The sequence below is a fragment of the Variovorax sp. LjRoot290 genome, assembly GCF_964253985.1.
GTDB lineage: Bacteria > Pseudomonadota > Gammaproteobacteria > Burkholderiales > Burkholderiaceae_C > Variovorax.
In genome coordinates this window covers 1,383,184-1,400,602 of sequence record NZ_CAXURW020000002.1, presented here as the reverse complement: position 1 = coordinate 1,400,602, position 17,419 = coordinate 1,383,184, and the positions used below count along the sequence as shown (strand labels likewise).

The window sequence follows — 17,419 nt, the reverse complement described above, 5'->3', positions numbered from 1 at the left end:
CCGCCGGGGCGACTATTTTTCTTTCGCGGTGCGTAACCTTTCGCCGCCCTCGGACGAACCTTTGAGTGTCGGTCTCGACCCGAGGCCTTAACGCGAGAGGTGAAACCATGACTCATCAAGTGTTCGCAGGTTCAGCGCTGTCTACCGCGCTCGGACTGGTGTTGGCCGCATCGGGGATGGCGGCCCAGGCGCAAGGCATGGACATGAGCAAGGCGCCACAGGCCGTCAAGGACAACATGGCGCGCATGGAGAAGAACAAACTGGAGAAGTGCTACGGCATCAATGCCGCCGCCAAGAACGACTGCGCCGAGGGCAAGCACTCCTGTGCCGGCCAGTCCACGCAGGCGCGCGACCCCAAGTCCTTCGTGCTGCTGCCGGCGGGTGACTGCGCCAAGATCCAGGGCGGAAGCATGAAGTCGAGTTGAGCGCGGTGGCGGCCATGCGCGACGAACGCGGCGCGGTGCCGGCCGCCGCGGGGATCGGGCTGCGCTTCCAGCACCACGAGGCCGTGCTCGAGACACGGCCCGCCGTCGCCTGGCTGGAGGCGCATACCGAGAACTACATGGGCGGCGGCGCGCCGATCCGCACGCTCGAGGCCATCCGGTGCGACTATCCGGTGTCCCTGCACGGCGTCGGCCTGTCGCTGGGCAGCGCGGACGGGTTGGACGCCGCGCACCTCGAACGCATTCGGGATGTCGTGCGCCGGATCGAGCCGGGGCTCGTGTCCGAACACCTGTCATGGAGCGTCGTCGGCGGTACCTATCTGGCCGACCTGTTGCCGCTGCCGATGACCGACGAAGCGCTCGACCTCGTCTGCCGCCATGTCGACCAGGCCCAGACCTGTCTGCAGCGCCAGATCCTGATCGAGAACCCATCGACTTACCTGCGCTTCAAGCACTCGACGATTCCCGAGTGGGACTTCATCGCGGCAGTGGCGCAGCGCACCGGCTGCGGAATTTTGTGCGACGTCAACAACATCTACGTCAGCGCGTGCAACCACGGCTGGGACGCCTCGACCTACCTGGCCGCGCTGCCCGCTCACGCCATCGGCGAAATCCATCTCGCCGGCCACACGCTGAGGCAGCTCGAAGGCGGACAGGCCTTGCGGATCGACGACCACGGCTCGCGCGTCGCGCCGGAGGTCTGGGCACTGTATGCGCAGGCGCTGGCTCGGTTCGGCCCAGTGCCGACCCTGGTGGAGTGGGACACGAACATACCGCCCATGGACGTGTTGATGGCCGAGGCGGCCCAAGCCGCGGCGCTGCTCGAGGAGACGGGCCATGCCTTCGCTGCATGATGTTCAGCAGGCGATGCGGCGCAGCATGCTGGAGGATGCGGACGACCATGCGGCGGACCTGATCGTCGGCGCGGGACTGGCGCCCGCGCAGCGGCTGAGCATCTATCGCAACACCATGGTCGCAACGCTCGCCAACGCGCTGCGGCTGTCATTTCCGGCCGTGCATCGGCTGGTCGGTGCGGACTTCTTCGAAGGCGCAGCGCAGATCTTCGCGCGCGAACAAGCGCCGCGCCGCGCCGATCTGAACGCCTACGGCGCCGAGTTTCCGGATTTCCTGCAGCGCTTCGAGCCTGCGGCGACGCTCGCCTACCTGGCCGACGTGGCTCGCCTCGAATGGGCGGTGAACCGTGCGCTGCATGCGTCCGACGCCGACCCGCTCACGGTGGAGCGGCTGGCAACCGTTGCACCCGCCGACCACGGCAAGGTGTGCTTCACGGCGCACCCGTCCGTATCGACGTTGCGCTCGGACTTCCCGGTCGACAGCATGTGGCACGCCGTGCTGCAGCAAGACGGCGAGGCCATCGCCGCGATCGATCCGGGCAGCGGGCCCGTGTGCTTGCTGGTGCAGCGCCTGACGGGCGAGGTCGAAGTCGAGCGCCTCGACGAGGGCGCGTGGCGTTTCACGGCCGCACTGTTCGACGGCAGGCCACTCGAGGCCGCGCTCGAGTCGGCGGCGGGCGTCGATGCGCCCGCACTTCTCGCGCAGCACTTGAGTGCGGGGCGCCTGGTCGCATTCCGGCTCGCCGGTGCGGCCAACAAGCCTTGCCGGCCGGAAGGAACGCCGTGATCCATCTTCTCGCACGCCTGCGCCGCTGGCTCGAGGCGACTCCCTACACTGTCCTTGCGGTCCCGCTGCGGCTCGCGGTGGCGACCGTGTTCTGGAACTCCGGGATGACCAAGCTCGCGAACTGGGACACGGCCGTTGCACTGTTCGCGGACGAATATCGCTTGCCGCTGCTGCCGCCGGAGCTTGCGGCGTACATGGCGGCAAGCATCGAATTGAGCGCACCGGTGTTGCTCGTGCTGGGACTCTTGACCCGGCCCGCCGCCGCCGTGCTGCTGGGCATGACGGCGGTCATCGAGATCCTTGTCTATCCCCAGGCGTGGCCGACGCACATTCAGTGGGCAGCGATGCTCCTCGTTCTGCTGTGCCGGGGGCCCGGAGCCTGGTCGCTCGATCATTGGTTGTGGCGGAGGGTCGGTTCGCACGAGGCTTGACTACGAAGCGCTGCTCAGTTGGGCTGCATCTCCCAGGCGTCTTGCAATCGCCCCTCAACTGCAAACAGGCGAGAAAAACGTCATCATCGTTCTTCACTTTCGGTCCGGCGCTTTGCGCCTCGAACTACCCAACACCCTCGGAGAGATACCCAATGCTTCAGCCTCGGCAACCCGTCCCCGCCCTCCAAGTACCCACGCTCGCGCACGGCGGCTTCACCTTGGCTGAAGACGCACCAGAGCATTTCTCGCTGATCGTCTTCTATCGAGGGCTGCACTGCCCGATCTGCCTCAAATACCTGCTCGAACTGGGTCGTTTGCAACCTGAGTTCGAGAAACGCGGCGTCAAGATCATTGCCATCTCCAGCGACACGCGCGAGCGCGCGCAGGCGATGGCCGACAAGCTCAAGGCCGAGAATTTGCGCATCGGCTACGACCTGCCGCTTTCGAAGGCGCGGGAATGGGGCCTGTACATCAGCACCTCGCGCGGCACGACGTCCATCGGCATCGAAGAGCCTGCGCTTTTCGCTGAACCTGGCGTGTTCATCGTGCGAGCCGACGCGACGCTGTATTACGGCTCGGTTCAGACCATGCCCTTTGCGCGCCCGCATTTCGACGACTTGCTCGGCGCGCTCGACTTCGCGCTCGCGAAGAACTACCCGGCCCGCGGTGAGTACGTCGGTGCCGTTTGACCGCGCAGAAGCATCAAACGCGAGCCTATGGTGTCGTGGCCGCCGCGCCCAGACCCGACAAGGCCTTGGTCAGGCCCTCGACCGACGGGCAGGCATCCACCCCATGCCGTCTGGCGAGCTAGGCAGGGTCGTTGTAGCCGAACCAGGTCTGACGGTTGGCGTCCTGCCAGATCAAGGCCTTGAGCGGTAGGTCGATCCCCACGGTTTGTTGGCATTCCATGAATGGCGTACCTGCCTGGGCGCTGCCGAAGATGAACACCTCGGTCGGGCGAAGCGTCTTTCCAACCGCTGATGCGCCAGCGGCATGATCGATACGCGCGAACACGGTCAATCCTCGTTGCTTGACCGCAGCCTCGAAGCGCGACGCTGTTTCTGCGGGGGAGTGCGGGCTCTTGATGGCAATCAGGCCCTCTGCAGCAAAGGCCGCGATGGCGCATAGCGCGCATGCTGCAGCGACGGTGATACGAACGAATTTCATGCTTTCCCTTGCTTATCGGCCAATTTCCGGCTCGCCGAGTGCGCGCAAAACGCTGCTCGACAAACCTTCGAACCCATCCTCCACGAAGTCGTAGTCCATGTTCGGATGCGGGTCCGGCGGTCCTTCGGGCCCCCATTCGTCGGGCCGCTTCACGAAAGCGGTTCGATAGCCCGCCGCGTGGGCGGCGTTGAGGTCGAAGTTGTGGCAAGCCACCATGAGGATCTCGGAAGACGGAAGGGCCAGCCATCGCGCCGCCGTTTCGTACGCCTGCGCATGCGGCTTGTAGACGCCGATCATTTCGCACGAGATCACGGCATCCCAGGTCAAGGCGTTCCTGCGAGAAACATCGATCACCAATGACGTGGGCAACATCGTGAACGAGACGACGGGCAGGACCTGACGCAATGTCGCCATGGCAGCGGGAAAGTCGGGCCAGGCGTCCAGTTCGTGCCACGCACGCCAGATCTCGTGTCGCTGCGCCGGTGTCAGTGCCTGCAGACCGAAGTGAGTCAATGACTCGTCGAGGGTCCAGCGATGTACATCGTCCATATCGAAGGTCGGCCGGTTAAGCCCGACGATCGCGGCCATGGTGCGCCTGCGCCAATCGTTGGCGATGGCATGCCAATCGGCTTGCGAAGCCTGTTGTTGGTGAGCGACCCGACGGAGAGCTTGCACGACACCGCTGTGCCAATCGAGCACAGTTCCACCGGTGTCGAAGGTGATGGCGCGAAGTTTCATATTGCCTCGGTGTCCTTGAAGGTTCGCACGGCCGCCGCGATCTTGCTGGTTGGATCCGTAGGCGGGCGGCGCTGTCGAGTTTCTTACTAATAGACCGAGCCACGCACCGGCCACGTGGGTCGATTGCATTCAACGGGCGGCGCTGAGCCGCGGATGCGTCTCCTCGCCCAACAGGTGTAGCGCGAGGCCCGACAGCCCCATCGCCACGGCCACGAACCAGAACGCGCTCTCGATGTGGCCACCCAGCGCCGCGGCGCCGCCGAGCGCCAGGGCACCGATGCCGTAGCCGAGGTCCCGCCAGAAACGGTAGATACCGATCGCCGAGGCGCGCCAGTTCGGTTGCGCGATGTCGGCAACTGCGGCACTCAGGTTCGGGTAGAGCATCGCCATACCCAGGCCCGCGACGGCGGCCGAGAGGCTCCACCAAGCCGAGCCCGTACCCATCGGCAGCAAGGCCACGCCCACGCCGCAGATCCACATGCCCCAGGTGTTGAGCCGATGGCGTCCGACGCGGTCCGACAGGCGGCCGGTGATGAGTTGCGCGCCGCCCCAGGTGAAACCGTAGACGCCGACGATCCAGCCGATGCCGGGCAGGCTCACGCCGTGCTGGTGCAGGTAGACCGGCCAGAACACCCAGACCAGCGCGTCGACGAACTTCTCGACCAGGCCGGCCTGGCAGAGCGCGGCCATGCGGCGGTCGCGCCAGCTCATCAGCGCGAATATCTCGCCGGTGGACGGCGGCGCGCTCAGCGTGATCGGATGGTGCGGGCGCAGGTCCTGCGTAGCTTGTCCTGCGGCGTGGCGCCGGGCCTCGGCATGGGCCCAGGGCAGCGTCTCGGCGACTGCCGCCCACGCCAGCAGCGTCGCAAGCCCGATGACGATGACACCGAACCACAGCAGTCCTGCGCGCGGCCCGGCCAGCGCGGCGGCGTAGCCGGTGATCACCGCGGCGAGTGCGACGCCGACATAGCCGGAGAATTCGTTGAGCCCGATGACCAGACCGCGCTGGTCCGCGCGGGTGATGTCGAGCTTGGCCGTCTGTGTCATCGACCAGGTGAGCCCCTGATTCACGCCCAGCAGCAACGTGGCCAGGACGATCCAGTTCCACGAACTCGCGAAGTGGATCAGCGCCGGGATGGGCAGCGCGACCAGCCAGCCGAGCATCAGCACCCGGCGGCGGCCGACGCGCTCGGCCAGGCGGCCTGCGACGAAGTTGAGCGCGCCCTTGACGAAGCCGAAGGCCACCACGAAAGCCGCCAGCAGCATGAAGGACCCTCGAGGTACGCCGAATTCGCTTTCGGCCAGCGCCGGCACGACATTGCGCATCATGCCCAGGGTCATGCCCACGAGCAGCACCTGCAGCAACTGCTGCAGGACCTGTCCGAGATTGGCGCGAATGCCGTATTCCATGCTGCGCGGCTCAAGCGCGAGCGAGTTCGGGTAGCACACCGCGCAGGTTGGCCTGGATGATGCGGGCCATCTCCTGCGGCTGCGGTGCGATGTCACGCGTCAACGCCGCGACGAACTCCTCGCGCGGCATCGACAGCATGGGATTGCAGCGCTTTTCGAAGCCAAGGGTCGACGCCGGCTTGCCCGACAAGCCCACGCCGCAGGCGCTGCCCGCCTGATGGCCGGGGTAGATCTCGAGGTCGCCGGGCAACGCGAGCAGCTTGCGGTGCAGAGAATCATGCAGCAGTGCCGCCATCTCTTGCTCCCGGCCTGCCAGATCGGGGCGGCCGACCGCACCGACGAACAGCGTATCGCCGGTGATGACGAACCAGGGCTCGTCGCCACGGCGCAGGTCGCGCACCAGCAGGCAGACGCTATCGGGCGTATGGCCCGGCGTGTGTAGCACGTCGACGAGCACGTTGCCCGCCTCGAGCCGTTGACCATCGGTCATCGGCGCGAAGTCGAAGGCCGCTCGCCCTTGATTGCTCTCGTGCAGCCGGTATGCCGCGCCGCTGCGACGTGCCAGCGCTAGGCCGCCGGAGTAGTGGTCGGCATGAACATGGGTGTCGATCACGTGGGCAATCGCCGCGCCCGCTTTCTCGGCCTCGGATAGGAACCAGTCCTCGTCGCCTGCGACGACGTCCACGGCAATGCCCAGGCCGTGCCCCGCGCAGCCGAGGAAGTACGAAAGCGTCGCGGTGTCGGTGGCCCGTTGCTTGAAGAACATCGTTGTCTCCCGGCTCAATTCGTCTGGACGCTAGGCTTCGACCGGCAACCCGCGCGCGCGCCACTCCGCGATACCGTCGCTGAGCTGGAACGCGTTGTAGCCCTTGTCGCGCAGGAGCTCCACGGCGTCCCGGGCCATCAGGCAGAACGGCCCTCGGCAGTAGGCAACCACGGGGGTGCCCTTCGGCAGTTCGGCGAGCTTCTTCCTGAGTTCGTTCAACGGCAGCGAACGCGCGTGGGGCAGGTGGCCGCTGGCGAACTCCTCCGCCGGGCGGACATCGAGAACCACCACCTCACCGGTCTTGGCCCTCTTCAGGATGTCGCGCCGGTCGACGCCTTCGAGGTCACCGCGATGCTCGATGAGCGCCGCCAGCGCGGCTTGCAACTCGACCAGTCGTGCCTCGGCCTCGCTGCGCAGCGCCACCCACAGGTCGGCCACGCTAGGGGCCGCCAGCCGGTACTGCACATATTTGCCGTCCTTGCGGGTCTCGACCAACTTCGCTTGCCTGAGTTCCTTGAGGTGCGCGCTGGCCAGCTTCACGCTGATCTGCGCCTGTGCCGCAAGCGTTTCCACGGCCTTCTCACTCTGGCACAGAAGCTCGATGAGCTCCAGGCGCTTGGGACTGGACAGGGCCTTGCCTAGGCGAGCGACCTGCTCGTACAGATGGTCTTTCAACTCTCTCATTGACTATATTCCAACACTCGTTAGATTGATTGTAAATGGAACTCTGCGCCGCATCCAACGTGGATGCGGGCACGTATACCGGCTGCAGCGCTGCGTCTCGCGACGGCGGGACCACCGGCAGCGAGTTGTTGTTGTCCATGCTGAAAGGAGACACATCATGATGATTGCGCGCTGGCATATCGACGCCCGCTTCGGGCACAAGCAGACCGTCATCGACGCCCTGAAAACGTGGTGTGGCGATATCGGGGAACAGGTCGGCTGGAGCGCTGACAAGCTGCGCCTCACGACCGGTTCGATCGGGGCTTTGGAGTCCACCATCGAGATGGAAGTCAGCGTTCAAGACCTTGCCGAGTTGAATGATTCGTGGACCAAGCTGGGCGCCATTGAAGCCCACAAGCAGTGGAGCAAGGACATGGAGCCCCATGTTGTCTCGGCAACGCCACGCTGGGAGATCCTGAGGGTCGTGTGACGCTGCTGTCTGTTCAATGCTTTCGCGTGACTCGCAGGACTAGAGGTTCGCGGGAGGCCGCAGCCGATCGTTGCCGCTATGGCTTTCCTGCAGCGCGGCGATCAATGGGCAAGACACCCTGCCGCGGCTCGCGCAGCAGTCGTCCACCAACTTGGCCAGGACCGACTCGATGCGATGCAGGTCCGCCAGCTTGGCACGCACATCGGCGAGTTTTTGCTCCGCGAGTTGGCGCGCCTCGTCGCAATGCGCACCATCGTCCAGGGTGAGCAAACCGGCGACCTCGTCGAGGCTGAAGCCCAGGCGCTGGGCAGACTTGACGAATCGGACCCGCGCCACATCGGCCTTGCCGTAGCGCCGGATGCTGCCGTATTCTGCGACAGAGGAAGACCAGACTTAGGGGCTCACTTTCGTGAAGTTTTTCATGGTTGCGCGGCGAGAGGTGCGGAGGTACCAAGGAATCCGAGCGGGGCGGCGCAAGAACGTATCAATGGTGCACCTCAAACAAACGGCGCCGATGAAGCGCCGTTTGAGTGCCTACAGACGACTGCACGCCGGTACATGCCTCACGCCTGATTGTTGGCTCACCCGCAGGTGGTGCAAACGCCCGATTGCGGCGGACGCGCTTGACCATCATAGTCCTCAAATGGCGTACAGAGCGCGCCAGGAAATGACTGGAGGAGCAGTGCAATGGCCACAAGGCTGCGTGCAATCAAGGCGGACATCACGAAGTTGCAGGTTGACGTAATCGTCAACGCTGCGAACTCGAAATTGCTGGGTGGTGGCGGCGTCGACGGCGCCATTCACAGTGCTGCGGGTCCCGAGCTACTCGAGGCGTGCCGTGCACTGGGGGGCTGCGCTGCCGGCAACGCGAAGGTTACGAAGGGGTTTCTGCTGCCAGCGAAGCATGTCGTGCACGCGGTAGGACCGGTGTGGCAGGGTGGCAAGCAGAATGAGCCCGAACTGCTCGCCTCGTGCTATCGCCGTGCCCTCGAGCTTGCGACGCTGGTCGACGCCAAGACCATTGCGTTTCCATGCATCAGCACTGGCGTTTATGGCTATCCCGTCAACCAAGCGGCGCGCATCGCAGTCGCCCAGGTGCGAGCGTACGTCTCAGAAAACGGTGAGCTCGGGGAAGTAGTTTTCTGCTGCTTCTCGGACAAGGACCTCGCTGTGTACGAAGCGTTGTTGTAATCGCCGGCACGGTCCTCTGCGGCGCCTCCTCCGAGCGGCTAACGTCACTTCGTCAACTCGCGCCGTGGCGGCCATCACGGCGAGGGGCCGTCTCTACATGAGTGCAATGCGGTTCGCCTTGGCGTCATCGAGCGGGTGGTGCACGCGCAGCCCGTGCTTTCGGTGCAACCGACGCCCGATGTTGAGGACGCGTCGACGCGCCCTTCCCCAGAATCCGAGAACGCTGACCGAGCAGTTGGCAGGCAACCCATCTGGGAACAAGCGCGAAAGCTGAACCGCGTCGCGCGGGGAGTCGCACACCAACACCGCCGGACCCAAGGCGGAGAGCCAAACATGAAGCGCAGTTCGAAGCTGGTCGAGCGGCACGGCGAAGCGACCGCCCTGGAGCAGCGGAAGCACTTTCGCGCGGCAGAACGGGCTGCAGTCTGCAGCGTCGACGCCCATCACCTCTGCGTAGAAGGTCAGGCGGCCGGTCTCGTCGACTATCCCGATTGACACCAGTTGAGCGTCATCGGTAAGCCCCGTGAACTCGGTATCGAAAAAACCCTCAAGCCCAATGAATCCGGCCTGTGCCTCACGTAGGACCCATGGTGAATGTCGGCCCCTGGCCGAACTCTGCCGTCAGACGGGCTTCCGCGGCTGCAGAAGGTCCCACAAATTGCCGTAGAGGTCCTGGAACACGGCAACGGTGCCATACGGCTCTTCCTTCGGCTCCCGAATGAACGTGACACCCTTGGCCTTGTACGAACGAAAGTCGCGCCAGAAATCGTCCGTGAACAGGAACAGGAAAACCCGTCCTCCGGTCTGGTTGCCAACTCGCGTCGCCTGTTCGCCATTTGCGGCTCGTGCGAGCAACAAGCGTGATTCCGTGGCGCCGGGTGGGGAGATGACAACCCACCGCTTGTCTTGTTCGGGCACATACGTGTCCTCAACAAGAGTGAACCCGAGTATTCCGACGTAAAAGCTGAGCGCTTCGTCGTAGTCGCGCACTACAACCGCGACCTGACCTATTGACTGAGGCATCTACACGTCACTTTCTTTTCGCAACATGGAAGGTCCGGGTTTGGCCGTCGGCGGCGGTTGAGCGGGTTCACTCTGTGACACACGCTCGCAGCCACGAGAAGGCAGGATGCTCGCCCGGCAGCGTAGCTTCTGCCGCCACATCCATCAAGCGAAGGCCGCGGTTACTGTTCGTCAGAAGGACGACTGCTGACTGAGTTCTTGGATTTCCCATTGCGAAGGCCCGGATGCCATCCATCTTTCCCCATTGGAAGAATGTGCCGCCAGTTGCTTCAACTCCCCACCCGAGGCCCCAACCGATTTCTTGCTCGGTCTCGGGGGGGCTGTCTGCTAGGTGGGTGGCGTCCCCTTTCGGCACCCTCATTGTGGGCGTCAACCATTGGCGGCGCGACGCCTCTCTCAACGACGTGCCGTTGAGAACAGCAACCATGAACTTTGCGTAGTCGCCAGCTGTGGTCTGAAGGGAATAGGAGGCATGAGCGGCGGCCGGACGATGCTTCTCAAGCCGCTCTTCACCCTCGTGCGGCAAGGCAACATCCTCGCTGAAGCGGTCGCGCCATTGGAAGCTGGACGATTGCATCCCCAATGGGTCGAACACCAAGCGTTGTGCAAGCGCCTCCAAAGACTCGTTCGTGGCGGCCTCGAGCGCCATTTGAAGATAGGCGAAGCCGACGCTTGAATAGCTGAACCAGCTCCCTGGCGGGAAGTAAGTCTGCAACGGTTCATCACCGCGAAGGTTGGGGAGACCCGAGGTGTGCGTCAAAACATGGCGGGCTGTGATGGGTGATGAGGCGAGTTGGGGCGGCACGCCTTTCTGGACGATTCCGGACAATGGTTGGTCTAGGTCGAGGGTCCCGCCGTCAACGAGCTGAAGCGCAACGTAGGCGACGACCGGCTTGCTCAACGAGGCGACGTCGAACACTGTTGTCTCGCCAACCGGCCGAGCAGCGTCAAGCTCCGTCACGCCCATTGGCATGACCCTCACCTTACCTTCGTCGACCGTGGCCATGGCCACGCCCGGTATGGCGGCCGCGGCCATCAGACGGTGCATCGAGGTTTCGACGGTTCGGAAATCGCTCATGTAGATTGAATGTCAGGCAAAGGCAGCGCGTCGTCTGCTTAAAAATGGCGGGTGCCGGCGAAGGTCCGGAGTTGGCCGGATTTTTGCCGTTCGATTCCGCTGGCGCTCTCGCTAACGCAGGTGTTGACCAACCTTCTGCTGCAGTAGCGTGACGAGCTCAGGCTGCATGAACTGGTAGCGGTCAGGAACATCCAGGCACACGACCTTTTTCCCCTGCAAGGACGCCGTGAACCTCTGCTTGAGCTTCACCCGGTGCTGCTTCTCCATGACGAAAATCAGGTCCGCCCACTCAACCTGTTCGATGCTCAGTACGCAGTCTGCGTCGGGCGCGAGGCCAGCGGAGTCCGTCTCGATGTCGGGCCCCGCGAATACGCTCTCGGCGGTGGGACTGCGAAGCCTGTTCCTACTGCAGATAAAGAGCACGCGGCGCATTGGTGGCGTCTGGACGGGGGTGGGTAGAGCAGGAATTCTGGCAGACCCTTGACCGTCCGGTCCTGGCCGATCTGAGACGTAGGCCGTTTCGGGCGAAGGACCGACCGTGGCGACACGGCGAACGATCCAATCTTTACAGCCCACTAGTTCAACGTGACCACGACGTGAGTTTGCGGTCCGCCGCGCATGACGTAATTGACCGGATGCAGCGCCTCGCCGGGATCGCATGCGACTGCTGAATTCAGCATGGGCGCGAGCGCTCCAGGCAGCTTTTTCTTGAACGGCCCGACAGGCATGCACGCGGTGACGTCAACGACTCCGGAGTTCTTCTCGTTTCTGTCCTTGTAGAACCTGTCGTTGACTGGGAAGGTTTCTGGCCTGTACTGGCCGGCCGCCGTATCCTTGACGAAGATCGACAGATAGGATTCCCATTGATTTCCCACGTCGACGTCCATGCAGACTCCCGGCCTCATGGTGTACCAGCCTTGGAGCGTCACGTAGCACCGCGATCCCTGAAGCTCGCATCTCGAACCCGAATCGTCCGAATTCTCATGGATTACAGCAAAGACGATGTCCGTCTGTCGTCCGTTGCATAGCTTGTTCGTCCCCGTTGCGCCGGCGTGGAACGCCACAGCAGAAAGCAGCAGAACGCCGAACGCGAGATGCACGATCGATTTCATCTTTTCCCCCTACAGAATCTGCGCGGATGACCTTCGAGAAGTCGAACTTCGCTAGCCCCCGGCGAGTGTCCCACCTTCAACCCTATGAGGCCACCAGCCGACAGGCTATCAAACAAGCCGGGCCTTGAAAATGCGATCCGCGCCACTGGCCGGCTTCGCCTTCGCCCTGTTCTTCGGCGCGATTCTTCGCTTATGCGGGTAGCGCGGTCAAGCCTCGGGCGACGCATGGCGCTCGAATCTTGGCAACCTGGCTTCGGAAATTTTTACGCAAGGTCATTGGCGAAGGTGTGGTGTTGGCCGATTGTTGCCTCCCGAGGCTTCACTGCTGCGCGTGCACATCCGAAAGAGTCACCCCCGTGCATGCGGGGATGTTTCTCGACGGCGCCCGGCGGTGCGCTCCGCACGACTCTGTTTCGCACTGCAACCGAACTGGGCGTGAAACCAGCGTGACAACCCGCTGGGTGCAGAGAACCCGAGCAACGTTGCCACCTCAGCGAGCGGTCGATCGCTCTCCAAGACATGACGCGTGGCGAGCTCCTTGCGAATGTCGTTGACCATTGACGAAAAGGTTTGCCCTTCGTCGGCAAGTCGACGCTGGATCGTCCGGCACACCACGCCCACGTATTCCGAAACCTGCTCGATCGTGCAGCGTCCGCTTGGCAGGAGCAACAGGATCGTGCGTCGCACGTCTTCGAGCATGGCTTCCCCAGGTGGCTTGACCGATGCATCCAGCAGTTGCTGCGCGTATCTCGCCATTGCAGGATCTGCCGACGGGTTGCACGCGTCAAGATCTTCCTTCGCGCAGACGATGCAGTTGAAGTCATGATCGAACTCGACGAAGCGTCCCAGCACCCTTTGATGGGTGCGAAGGTCCCGCGGTGCCGGGTGCGCGAAGCAGACACGTCTGGGCTGCCAGTCTGCCCCGAGGAACTGGCGCATCAAACGCACCATCACCCCCAGCGCAAGTTCAATGCGCTGCCGCGTCGGCTCATGCACATGGCCGGGCTTCACTTCCTCGCGGATGACAACCACGTTGGCGAACTCTTCGATCATCAACGACAACGAGCCGTTGAGTAGCGGCTGGTAGCGCATCAGCACGTTGAGCGAGTCGCGCAAGGTCGCCTGGTCGCGGATCAGCATTCCGACGGCGCCGAGATTGGACAGGCGCCGCGACTCCGCCATGCAGAGGCCGAAACTCTCGTTGCCGGAACTGGTCGCCGAAGCCTGAAGCAGCAACGCAACGCTCTCGACCGGGATCATCAGATCGGGTTCACGCAGCACGCTCGGGCTCAGGCCGGCATCCAGAAGCATCCGCGCCGGATCCAGTCCACCTGCGCGAGCGACCTCGCTGTAGTTGGTAAGACTTGCAGCACGGACCAAAGATGACATCGAAGACCTGGGCACTGAGTTGGCATCGGAGGGTAAGTCGCTGGCGCGCATTGTCAACCCGTAGGCCACCACGGCAACCAGAATCCGGAGCATCTTTCCGCCGCTGCGACAAAAGGAGACCCGCTTCATGACCCAAGGCTTCAACGCTGCCACCGGATCCGTGCGATCGATGTCGAACCCCACTGTGCTCATCGTCCCCGGCCTTCGGGACCATGTGGCGGACCATTGGCAAACCTTGCTGGCAGCAAGGCTTCCCTTGGTACGCAGCGTGCCCCCGCTCGAACATGAAAAGCTGAGCTGCAGGGCACGCGTCGATGCGATCGACCGGGCCCTGCAAGGCATCGACGGACCCGTGATCATCGTTGCGCACAGCGCGGGCGCAATCATGGTTGCGCATTGGGCGGCGACGCGTCGCGTGAGTGATATTCGCGGCGCGCTGCTGGCAGCACCGGCGGACCTCGAAACTCCCATGCCGGCGGGCTACCCGACCACCGAAGCACTGAAGGACAACGGCTGGCTGCCGATCCCGCGCGCGGCGCTACCGTTCCCCAGCATCGTCGCGGCGAGCAGCAACGATCCCCTCACACACCTCGATCGTGCCCGCGAACTGGCGCGATCGTGGGGCAGCCGCTTCGTCGAGCTTGGCGAAGTCGGACACCTGAATCCGCACTCCGGCTTCGGTGAATGGCCGCGGGCGGAAGAGTTGATTCGTGAACTCTCCTGAGCGCGTCGCCCTCATGCCGAGACTGGATTCTTTGCGGAGCGGCTATGTCCCAGATGAACAAATCAATGTCCCAGACAAGCAAGAGTTAACCCGCCGGTGCGCCGGATACTGGCGGCATCGACACCTGGGTCGGACATCACAAGAACCGGAGACAAAAGTGAAACTGCTGCAAATCGCACGCGTCGGCGTGGCACTGATCGGATGGTCGCTGGCGCTCAGCGTCTGGGCGCTGGGCGAGCGACCCTTGAGGCTCATCGTTCCGGCGCCCCCGGGCGGAACGATGGACATCGTCGCCCGTGTCCTCGGCCAACAGATGTCCATCGACATCGGTCGACCGGTGATCGTCGAGAACCGCCCGGGCGCAGGTGGCGCGATCGGTCTGCAGGCCATGCTGCAGGCCGCCCCCGACGGCAACACGATCGTGCTTGCGGCGAGCAACGTCCTCGCAGAAACGCCGCAGGTCATGAAGATGCCCTTCGACCCGCTCAAGGACGTGCTCCCCATCGCGTCGGTGGCCAGGTCGGGCGTCGTGCTCGTGACCGCGGCCAGCTACCCAGCCAAGGACTTTCAAGGCCTGATCGCGCAGTTGAAGACGCGCAAAGGCAAATCCAGCTTCGCCAGCTACAGCCCCGGCACGGTGTCGCAGTACGCCGGACTGATCCTCAATGACCGGGTGGGACTCGACATGCAGCACGTGGGCTATCCCGGATCGCCGCCCGCGCTTCAAGACCTGCTCGGCGGCCAGATCGACATCATGTTCGACGGCATGGTGACCTCCATGCCCTTGATCAAGGCCGGGAAGTTGCGCCCCCATGCCTTCACCGGAAAAAGCCGGTCCCGATACCTCCCTGACGTGCCGACCACGACCGAACTCGGCTACCCGGACCTCCAGTTCCGCGGCTGGGTTGGTTTCATCGGCTCCAGCAAGCTGCCGCCCGACGCTCTGGCAAAGCTTCACGCGATCATCGCAAAGGCAGCGCAGGCGCCCGCGGTGCAGCAGAAGCTGATCGACGCGAGCCTCGAGCCTGAGCTGAGTGTCGACACGCCCGCGCTGCTCAGCGAAACGAAGGCGCTGTCCGAGCGCAACGCCGCCATCGTCAAGAAGTTCAACATCCAGGCGAACTGACTGCCGTCAAGCCATCCCACAGGAGACTGAAGAATGAAGTTCAGACCCATCACGCCCTCCATCGGGGCGGAAGTCATGGAAGCCCGCCTTGCGGAGGCGTCACGCGACGCCGAACTCTTTGCGCAGATCAGGTCCGCGCTGCTCAAGTACAAGGTGCTTTTCTTTCGCGGGCAGGACATCACGCGCGCCGAGCACGTGGCCTTCGCGAGCTGCTTCGGGAAGCTGGAGGACCACCCGGTGGTCGGCAGCGACCCCGAGCATCCGGGCCTGGTGCGCATCTATCGCAGCGACAACAAACACAGCTACGAGAACACCTATCACTGCGACGGCCTGTGGCGCGAGAGCCCCGCGATGGGCGCCGTGCTGCGCTGCATCGAGTGCCCGGAGGTCGGCGGCGACACCATCTGGGTCAACATGGTGCAGGCGCACGACGAGTTGCCGCCGGAGATCAGGCAGAAGATCCAGCACTTGCGTGCCAAGGCCAGCATTGAGCATTCGTTCGGTGCCGTCATGACCCCGGAAGCCCGCATCAAGCTGGGCCAGGACCATCCGCCGGTGGAGCACCCCGTCGTGCGAACACATCCGGAAACCGGCGAGAAGGTTCTCTACGTCGGCAGTTTCACCACGCACTTTGCGAACTACAGCACGCCGGAGAACGTGCGACACGGCATCGACAAGGCGCCAGGTGCAGCGCTGCTGCTGAACTACCTGATCAGCCGGGCCACCATTCCCGAGTACCAGGTGCGCTGGTCCTGGCAGCCTGGCGACGTCGTCGTCTGGGACAACCGCAGCACGCAGCACTACGCGCTGAACGACTACTGGCCTGCGCCGCGCAAGATGGAGCGCGCCGGCATCGTCGGCGACGTTCCGTACTGAGTGGCTTGCGTCCATCCCCGACATTTCGCATTGCACCCCGGAGACGCAACGACATGAACTTTCTCGACGGCCACCTGTTTCCCGAAAACCAGCAGCCTCTGATCATCACGGCCGCCCCCTATGCGCCGGGCTGGCTTCCATCCGACTTCCCGGAAGAAATTCCGGTCACGATGGAGGCGCAGGTCCAGAAGGCGGTGGATTGCTACAACGCCGGCGCGACGGTACTGCACCTGCACGTTCGCGAACTCGACGGCAAGGGCAGCAAGCGTCTGTCCAAGTTCAACGAGCTGATCGCCGGCGTGCGTGCGCGGGTGCCCGAGATGATCATCCAGGTAGGTGGATCGATCAGCTTCGCACCGGAATCCGAAGGCGCCGCAGCCAAGTGGTTGTCCGACGACACGCGGCACATGCTCGCCGAGCTCGAACCGAAGCCGGACCAGGTGACCGTGACCGTCAACACCTCGCAGATGAACGTGACGGAGCATGCCGAACTGGCGGACTTCAAGGGCACCTCACGGGAGACGCCCGCCATCTTCGAGGCCTACAGGGAGATGACGGTGCCGGCGCAGCCCGGCTGGGTCGAGGAGCACATCCGCCGCCTCACGGCCGCCGGCATCCAGAGCGCTTTCCAGTGCTACAACATCAACAGCTTCGAGTCGGTCGAGCGGCTGATGCGCCGCGGCGTCTACAAAGGCCCGCTGGTGATGAACTGGGTGGCCATCAGCGGCGGCATGGACGCGCCGAACATCTACAACCTCGCCAACTTCCTGCGCGCGGTTCCTGACGGCGCGGTGCTCACGGTGGAAAGCTCGGTGCGCAACGTGCTGCCCGTCAACATGATGGGCATCGCCATGGGCCTGCACGTGCGCTGCGGCACCGAGGACGTGCTCTGGAACCAGACACGCACGGCCAAGATCGGCACCGCGGCGCAGATCGAGCAGCTGGTGCGCATCTCGCGCGAATTCGGCCGCCCCATCGCCACGGCCCAACAGGCGCGCGAGATCTCGAAGATCGGCGTCTTCTACGAGACGGCGGAAGAATCGCTGCTGGCCAACGGCTTCGCGCCCAATCGCAACGGAGCCAACCAGGGCTTCCTGCGCAAGGCGGCCTGACTCCTCGTGGAGGGCATGTCGCATGCCCTGCGTCTCGAA

At 63.9% G+C, this 17,419-nt stretch carries 22 protein-coding genes and 1 pseudogene; 12 read left to right on the top strand and 11 right to left on the bottom strand.

The features are described 5' to 3' along the window. The first annotated feature begins 107 nt into the window (after positions 1–107). The 5 genes from ACSQ9A_RS35755 to ACSQ9A_RS35735 are packed head-to-tail and all read left to right on the top strand — an operon-like array spanning position 108 to position 3,204. Complete coding sequence (locus ACSQ9A_RS35755; protein ID WP_436307464.1) at positions 108–425, top strand: BufA1 family periplasmic bufferin-type metallophore; 318 nt, start codon at positions 108–110, stop codon at positions 423–425. 14 nt (positions 426–439) lie between these two features. Continuing rightward, entirely contained in the window at positions 440–1,297 is an 858-nt protein-coding gene (gene bufB, locus ACSQ9A_RS35750) for an MNIO family bufferin maturase (RefSeq protein WP_436307463.1), read from the top strand. Beyond that, positions 1,281–2,084 carry an HvfC/BufC family peptide modification chaperone gene (locus ACSQ9A_RS35745; protein ID WP_436307462.1) on the top strand — a complete coding sequence of 268 codons (804 nt, stop codon included), beginning with the start codon at positions 1,281–1,283 and terminating at the stop codon, positions 2,082–2,084. The genes bufB and ACSQ9A_RS35745 overlap by 17 nt, the downstream gene beginning before the upstream one ends. Next, positions 2,081–2,515 (top strand): DoxX family protein, encoded by a 435-nt coding sequence (locus ACSQ9A_RS35740; protein WP_436307461.1) that lies wholly within the window; start codon positions 2,081–2,083, stop codon positions 2,513–2,515. The genes ACSQ9A_RS35745 and ACSQ9A_RS35740 overlap by 4 nt, the downstream gene beginning before the upstream one ends. Then, positions 2,512–3,204 carry a peroxiredoxin-like family protein gene (locus tag ACSQ9A_RS35735; protein ID WP_436307460.1) on the top strand — a complete coding sequence of 231 codons (693 nt, stop codon included), beginning with the start codon at positions 2,512–2,514 and terminating at the stop codon, positions 3,202–3,204. The genes ACSQ9A_RS35740 and ACSQ9A_RS35735 overlap by 4 nt, the downstream gene beginning before the upstream one ends. Before the next feature lie 118 nt (positions 3,205–3,322). Here ACSQ9A_RS35735 and ACSQ9A_RS35730 read toward each other — a convergent pair whose 3' ends face one another. The 5 genes from ACSQ9A_RS35730 to ACSQ9A_RS35710 all read right to left on the bottom strand — a co-directional run bounded on the left by ACSQ9A_RS35730 (position 3,323) and on the right by ACSQ9A_RS35710 (position 7,280). After that, positions 3,323–3,682: a DUF302 domain-containing protein gene (locus ACSQ9A_RS35730; protein WP_436307459.1), complete on the bottom strand. Its 360-nt coding sequence runs from the start codon at positions 3,680–3,682 to the stop codon at positions 3,323–3,325. A 12-nt stretch (positions 3,683–3,694) separates the two neighbouring features. Continuing rightward, the gene (locus ACSQ9A_RS35725) at positions 3,695–4,420 is read right to left on the bottom strand and encodes a haloacid dehalogenase type II (RefSeq protein ID WP_436307458.1); all 726 of its coding nucleotides are present in this window, start codon (positions 4,418–4,420) and stop codon (positions 3,695–3,697) included. Positions 4,421–4,549: 129 nt separating this feature from the next. After that, positions 4,550–5,830 (bottom strand): MFS transporter, encoded by a 1,281-nt coding sequence (locus ACSQ9A_RS35720; protein ID WP_436307457.1) that lies wholly within the window; start codon positions 5,828–5,830, stop codon positions 4,550–4,552. Positions 5,831–5,840: 10 nt separating this feature from the next. Then, positions 5,841–6,596, bottom strand: a complete 756-nt coding sequence (locus tag ACSQ9A_RS35715) for an MBL fold metallo-hydrolase (RefSeq protein ID WP_436307456.1) — start codon at positions 6,594–6,596, stop codon at positions 5,841–5,843. 30 nt (positions 6,597–6,626) lie between these two features. Further along, positions 6,627–7,280: an ArsR/SmtB family transcription factor gene (locus ACSQ9A_RS35710; protein ID WP_436307455.1), complete on the bottom strand. Its 654-nt coding sequence runs from the start codon at positions 7,278–7,280 to the stop codon at positions 6,627–6,629. A 157-nt stretch (positions 7,281–7,437) separates the two neighbouring features. Between ACSQ9A_RS35710 and ACSQ9A_RS35705 the strand changes: the two genes are divergently transcribed. Further along, positions 7,438–7,749, top strand: a complete 312-nt coding sequence (locus tag ACSQ9A_RS35705) for a hypothetical protein (protein ID WP_436307454.1) — start codon at positions 7,438–7,440, stop codon at positions 7,747–7,749. Positions 7,750–7,788: 39 nt separating this feature from the next. Here the strand turns inward: ACSQ9A_RS35705 and ACSQ9A_RS35700 are convergent. After that, positions 7,789–8,118 (bottom strand): annotated as a pseudogene (locus ACSQ9A_RS35700) (MerR family DNA-binding protein); the annotation flags it as partial. 318 nt (positions 8,119–8,436) lie between these two features. Here ACSQ9A_RS35700 and ACSQ9A_RS35695 point away from each other — a divergent pair. Further along, entirely contained in the window at positions 8,437–8,940 is a 504-nt protein-coding gene (locus tag ACSQ9A_RS35695) for an O-acetyl-ADP-ribose deacetylase (RefSeq protein WP_093111869.1), read from the top strand. A gap of 333 nt (positions 8,941–9,273) precedes the next feature. Then, complete coding sequence (locus ACSQ9A_RS35690) at positions 9,274–9,435, top strand: hypothetical protein (RefSeq protein WP_436307453.1); 162 nt, start codon at positions 9,274–9,276, stop codon at positions 9,433–9,435. Between the two features lie 126 nt (positions 9,436–9,561). On the opposite strand, the gene ACSQ9A_RS35685 is transcribed toward ACSQ9A_RS35690, so the two are convergent. From ACSQ9A_RS35685 to ACSQ9A_RS35665, 5 genes are all read right to left on the bottom strand, one after another. Continuing rightward, on the bottom strand, positions 9,562–9,963 hold the full coding sequence (locus ACSQ9A_RS35685) for a VOC family protein (protein WP_436307452.1): 402 nt from the start codon (positions 9,961–9,963) through the stop codon (positions 9,562–9,564). A gap of 67 nt (positions 9,964–10,030) precedes the next feature. Then, positions 10,031–11,041, bottom strand: a complete 1,011-nt coding sequence (locus tag ACSQ9A_RS35680; RefSeq protein ID WP_436307451.1) for a serine hydrolase domain-containing protein — start codon at positions 11,039–11,041, stop codon at positions 10,031–10,033. Positions 11,042–11,152: 111 nt separating this feature from the next. Next, positions 11,153–11,473: a low molecular weight protein tyrosine phosphatase family protein gene (locus tag ACSQ9A_RS35675; protein ID WP_436307450.1), complete on the bottom strand. Its 321-nt coding sequence runs from the start codon at positions 11,471–11,473 to the stop codon at positions 11,153–11,155. 143 nt (positions 11,474–11,616) lie between these two features. Further along, entirely contained in the window at positions 11,617–12,153 is a 537-nt protein-coding gene (locus ACSQ9A_RS35670; RefSeq protein WP_436307449.1) for a hypothetical protein, read from the bottom strand. A gap of 348 nt (positions 12,154–12,501) precedes the next feature. Then, positions 12,502–13,542, bottom strand: coding sequence for an AraC family transcriptional regulator (locus ACSQ9A_RS35665; RefSeq protein ID WP_436307766.1), 1,041 nt, complete (start codon positions 13,540–13,542; stop codon positions 12,502–12,504). Positions 13,543–13,669: 127 nt separating this feature from the next. Here ACSQ9A_RS35665 and ACSQ9A_RS35660 point away from each other — a divergent pair, with 127 nt between their 5' ends. The 4 genes from ACSQ9A_RS35660 to ACSQ9A_RS35645 all read left to right on the top strand — a co-directional run bounded on the left by ACSQ9A_RS35660 (position 13,670) and on the right by ACSQ9A_RS35645 (position 17,380). Next, on the top strand, positions 13,670–14,266 hold the full coding sequence (locus tag ACSQ9A_RS35660; RefSeq protein ID WP_436307448.1) for an RBBP9/YdeN family alpha/beta hydrolase: 597 nt from the start codon (positions 13,670–13,672) through the stop codon (positions 14,264–14,266). A gap of 157 nt (positions 14,267–14,423) precedes the next feature. Further along, positions 14,424–15,392 (top strand): tripartite tricarboxylate transporter substrate binding protein, encoded by a 969-nt coding sequence (locus ACSQ9A_RS35655; protein WP_436307765.1) that lies wholly within the window; start codon positions 14,424–14,426, stop codon positions 15,390–15,392. 33 nt (positions 15,393–15,425) lie between these two features. Then, positions 15,426–16,268, top strand: coding sequence for a TauD/TfdA dioxygenase family protein (locus ACSQ9A_RS35650; protein ID WP_436307447.1), 843 nt, complete (start codon positions 15,426–15,428; stop codon positions 16,266–16,268). Between the two features lie 53 nt (positions 16,269–16,321). Further along, the gene (locus ACSQ9A_RS35645) at positions 16,322–17,380 is read left to right on the top strand and encodes a 3-keto-5-aminohexanoate cleavage protein (protein WP_436307446.1); all 1,059 of its coding nucleotides are present in this window, start codon (positions 16,322–16,324) and stop codon (positions 17,378–17,380) included. Positions 17,381–17,419 lie beyond the last annotated feature (39 nt).

Coding starts and splice junctions, on each gene's coding strand:
- ACSQ9A_RS35690 (WP_436307453.1), top strand. CDS start 9,274: ATGAAGCGCAGTTCGAAGCTGGTCGAGCGGCACGGCGAAGCGACCGCC.
- bufB (WP_436307463.1), top strand. CDS start 440: ATGCGCGACGAACGCGGCGCGGTGCCGGCCGCCGCGGGGATCGGGCTG.
- ACSQ9A_RS35745 (WP_436307462.1), top strand. CDS start 1,281: ATGCCTTCGCTGCATGATGTTCAGCAGGCGATGCGGCGCAGCATGCTG.
- ACSQ9A_RS35725 (WP_436307458.1), bottom strand. CDS start 4,420: ATGAAACTTCGCGCCATCACCTTCGACACCGGTGGAACTGTGCTCGAT.
- ACSQ9A_RS35720 (WP_436307457.1), bottom strand. CDS start 5,830: ATGGAATACGGCATTCGCGCCAATCTCGGACAGGTCCTGCAGCAGTTG.
- ACSQ9A_RS35660 (WP_436307448.1), top strand. CDS start 13,670: ATGACCCAAGGCTTCAACGCTGCCACCGGATCCGTGCGATCGATGTCG.
- ACSQ9A_RS35730 (WP_436307459.1), bottom strand. CDS start 3,682: ATGAAATTCGTTCGTATCACCGTCGCTGCAGCATGCGCGCTATGCGCC.
- ACSQ9A_RS35715 (WP_436307456.1), bottom strand. CDS start 6,596: ATGTTCTTCAAGCAACGGGCCACCGACACCGCGACGCTTTCGTACTTC.
- ACSQ9A_RS35675 (WP_436307450.1), bottom strand. CDS start 11,473: ATGCGCCGCGTGCTCTTTATCTGCAGTAGGAACAGGCTTCGCAGTCCC.
- ACSQ9A_RS35680 (WP_436307451.1), bottom strand. CDS start 11,041: ATGAGCGATTTCCGAACCGTCGAAACCTCGATGCACCGTCTGATGGCC.
- ACSQ9A_RS35685 (WP_436307452.1), bottom strand. CDS start 9,963: ATGCCTCAGTCAATAGGTCAGGTCGCGGTTGTAGTGCGCGACTACGAC.
- ACSQ9A_RS35705 (WP_436307454.1), top strand. CDS start 7,438: ATGATGATTGCGCGCTGGCATATCGACGCCCGCTTCGGGCACAAGCAG.
- ACSQ9A_RS35710 (WP_436307455.1), bottom strand. CDS start 7,280: ATGAGAGAGTTGAAAGACCATCTGTACGAGCAGGTCGCTCGCCTAGGC.
- ACSQ9A_RS35755 (WP_436307464.1), top strand. CDS start 108: ATGACTCATCAAGTGTTCGCAGGTTCAGCGCTGTCTACCGCGCTCGGA.
- ACSQ9A_RS35665 (WP_436307766.1), bottom strand. CDS start 13,542: ATGTCATCTTTGGTCCGTGCTGCAAGTCTTACCAACTACAGCGAGGTC.
- ACSQ9A_RS35645 (WP_436307446.1), top strand. CDS start 16,322: ATGAACTTTCTCGACGGCCACCTGTTTCCCGAAAACCAGCAGCCTCTG.
- ACSQ9A_RS35650 (WP_436307447.1), top strand. CDS start 15,426: ATGAAGTTCAGACCCATCACGCCCTCCATCGGGGCGGAAGTCATGGAA.
- ACSQ9A_RS35695 (WP_093111869.1), top strand. CDS start 8,437: ATGGCCACAAGGCTGCGTGCAATCAAGGCGGACATCACGAAGTTGCAG.
- ACSQ9A_RS35670 (WP_436307449.1), bottom strand. CDS start 12,153: ATGAAATCGATCGTGCATCTCGCGTTCGGCGTTCTGCTGCTTTCTGCT.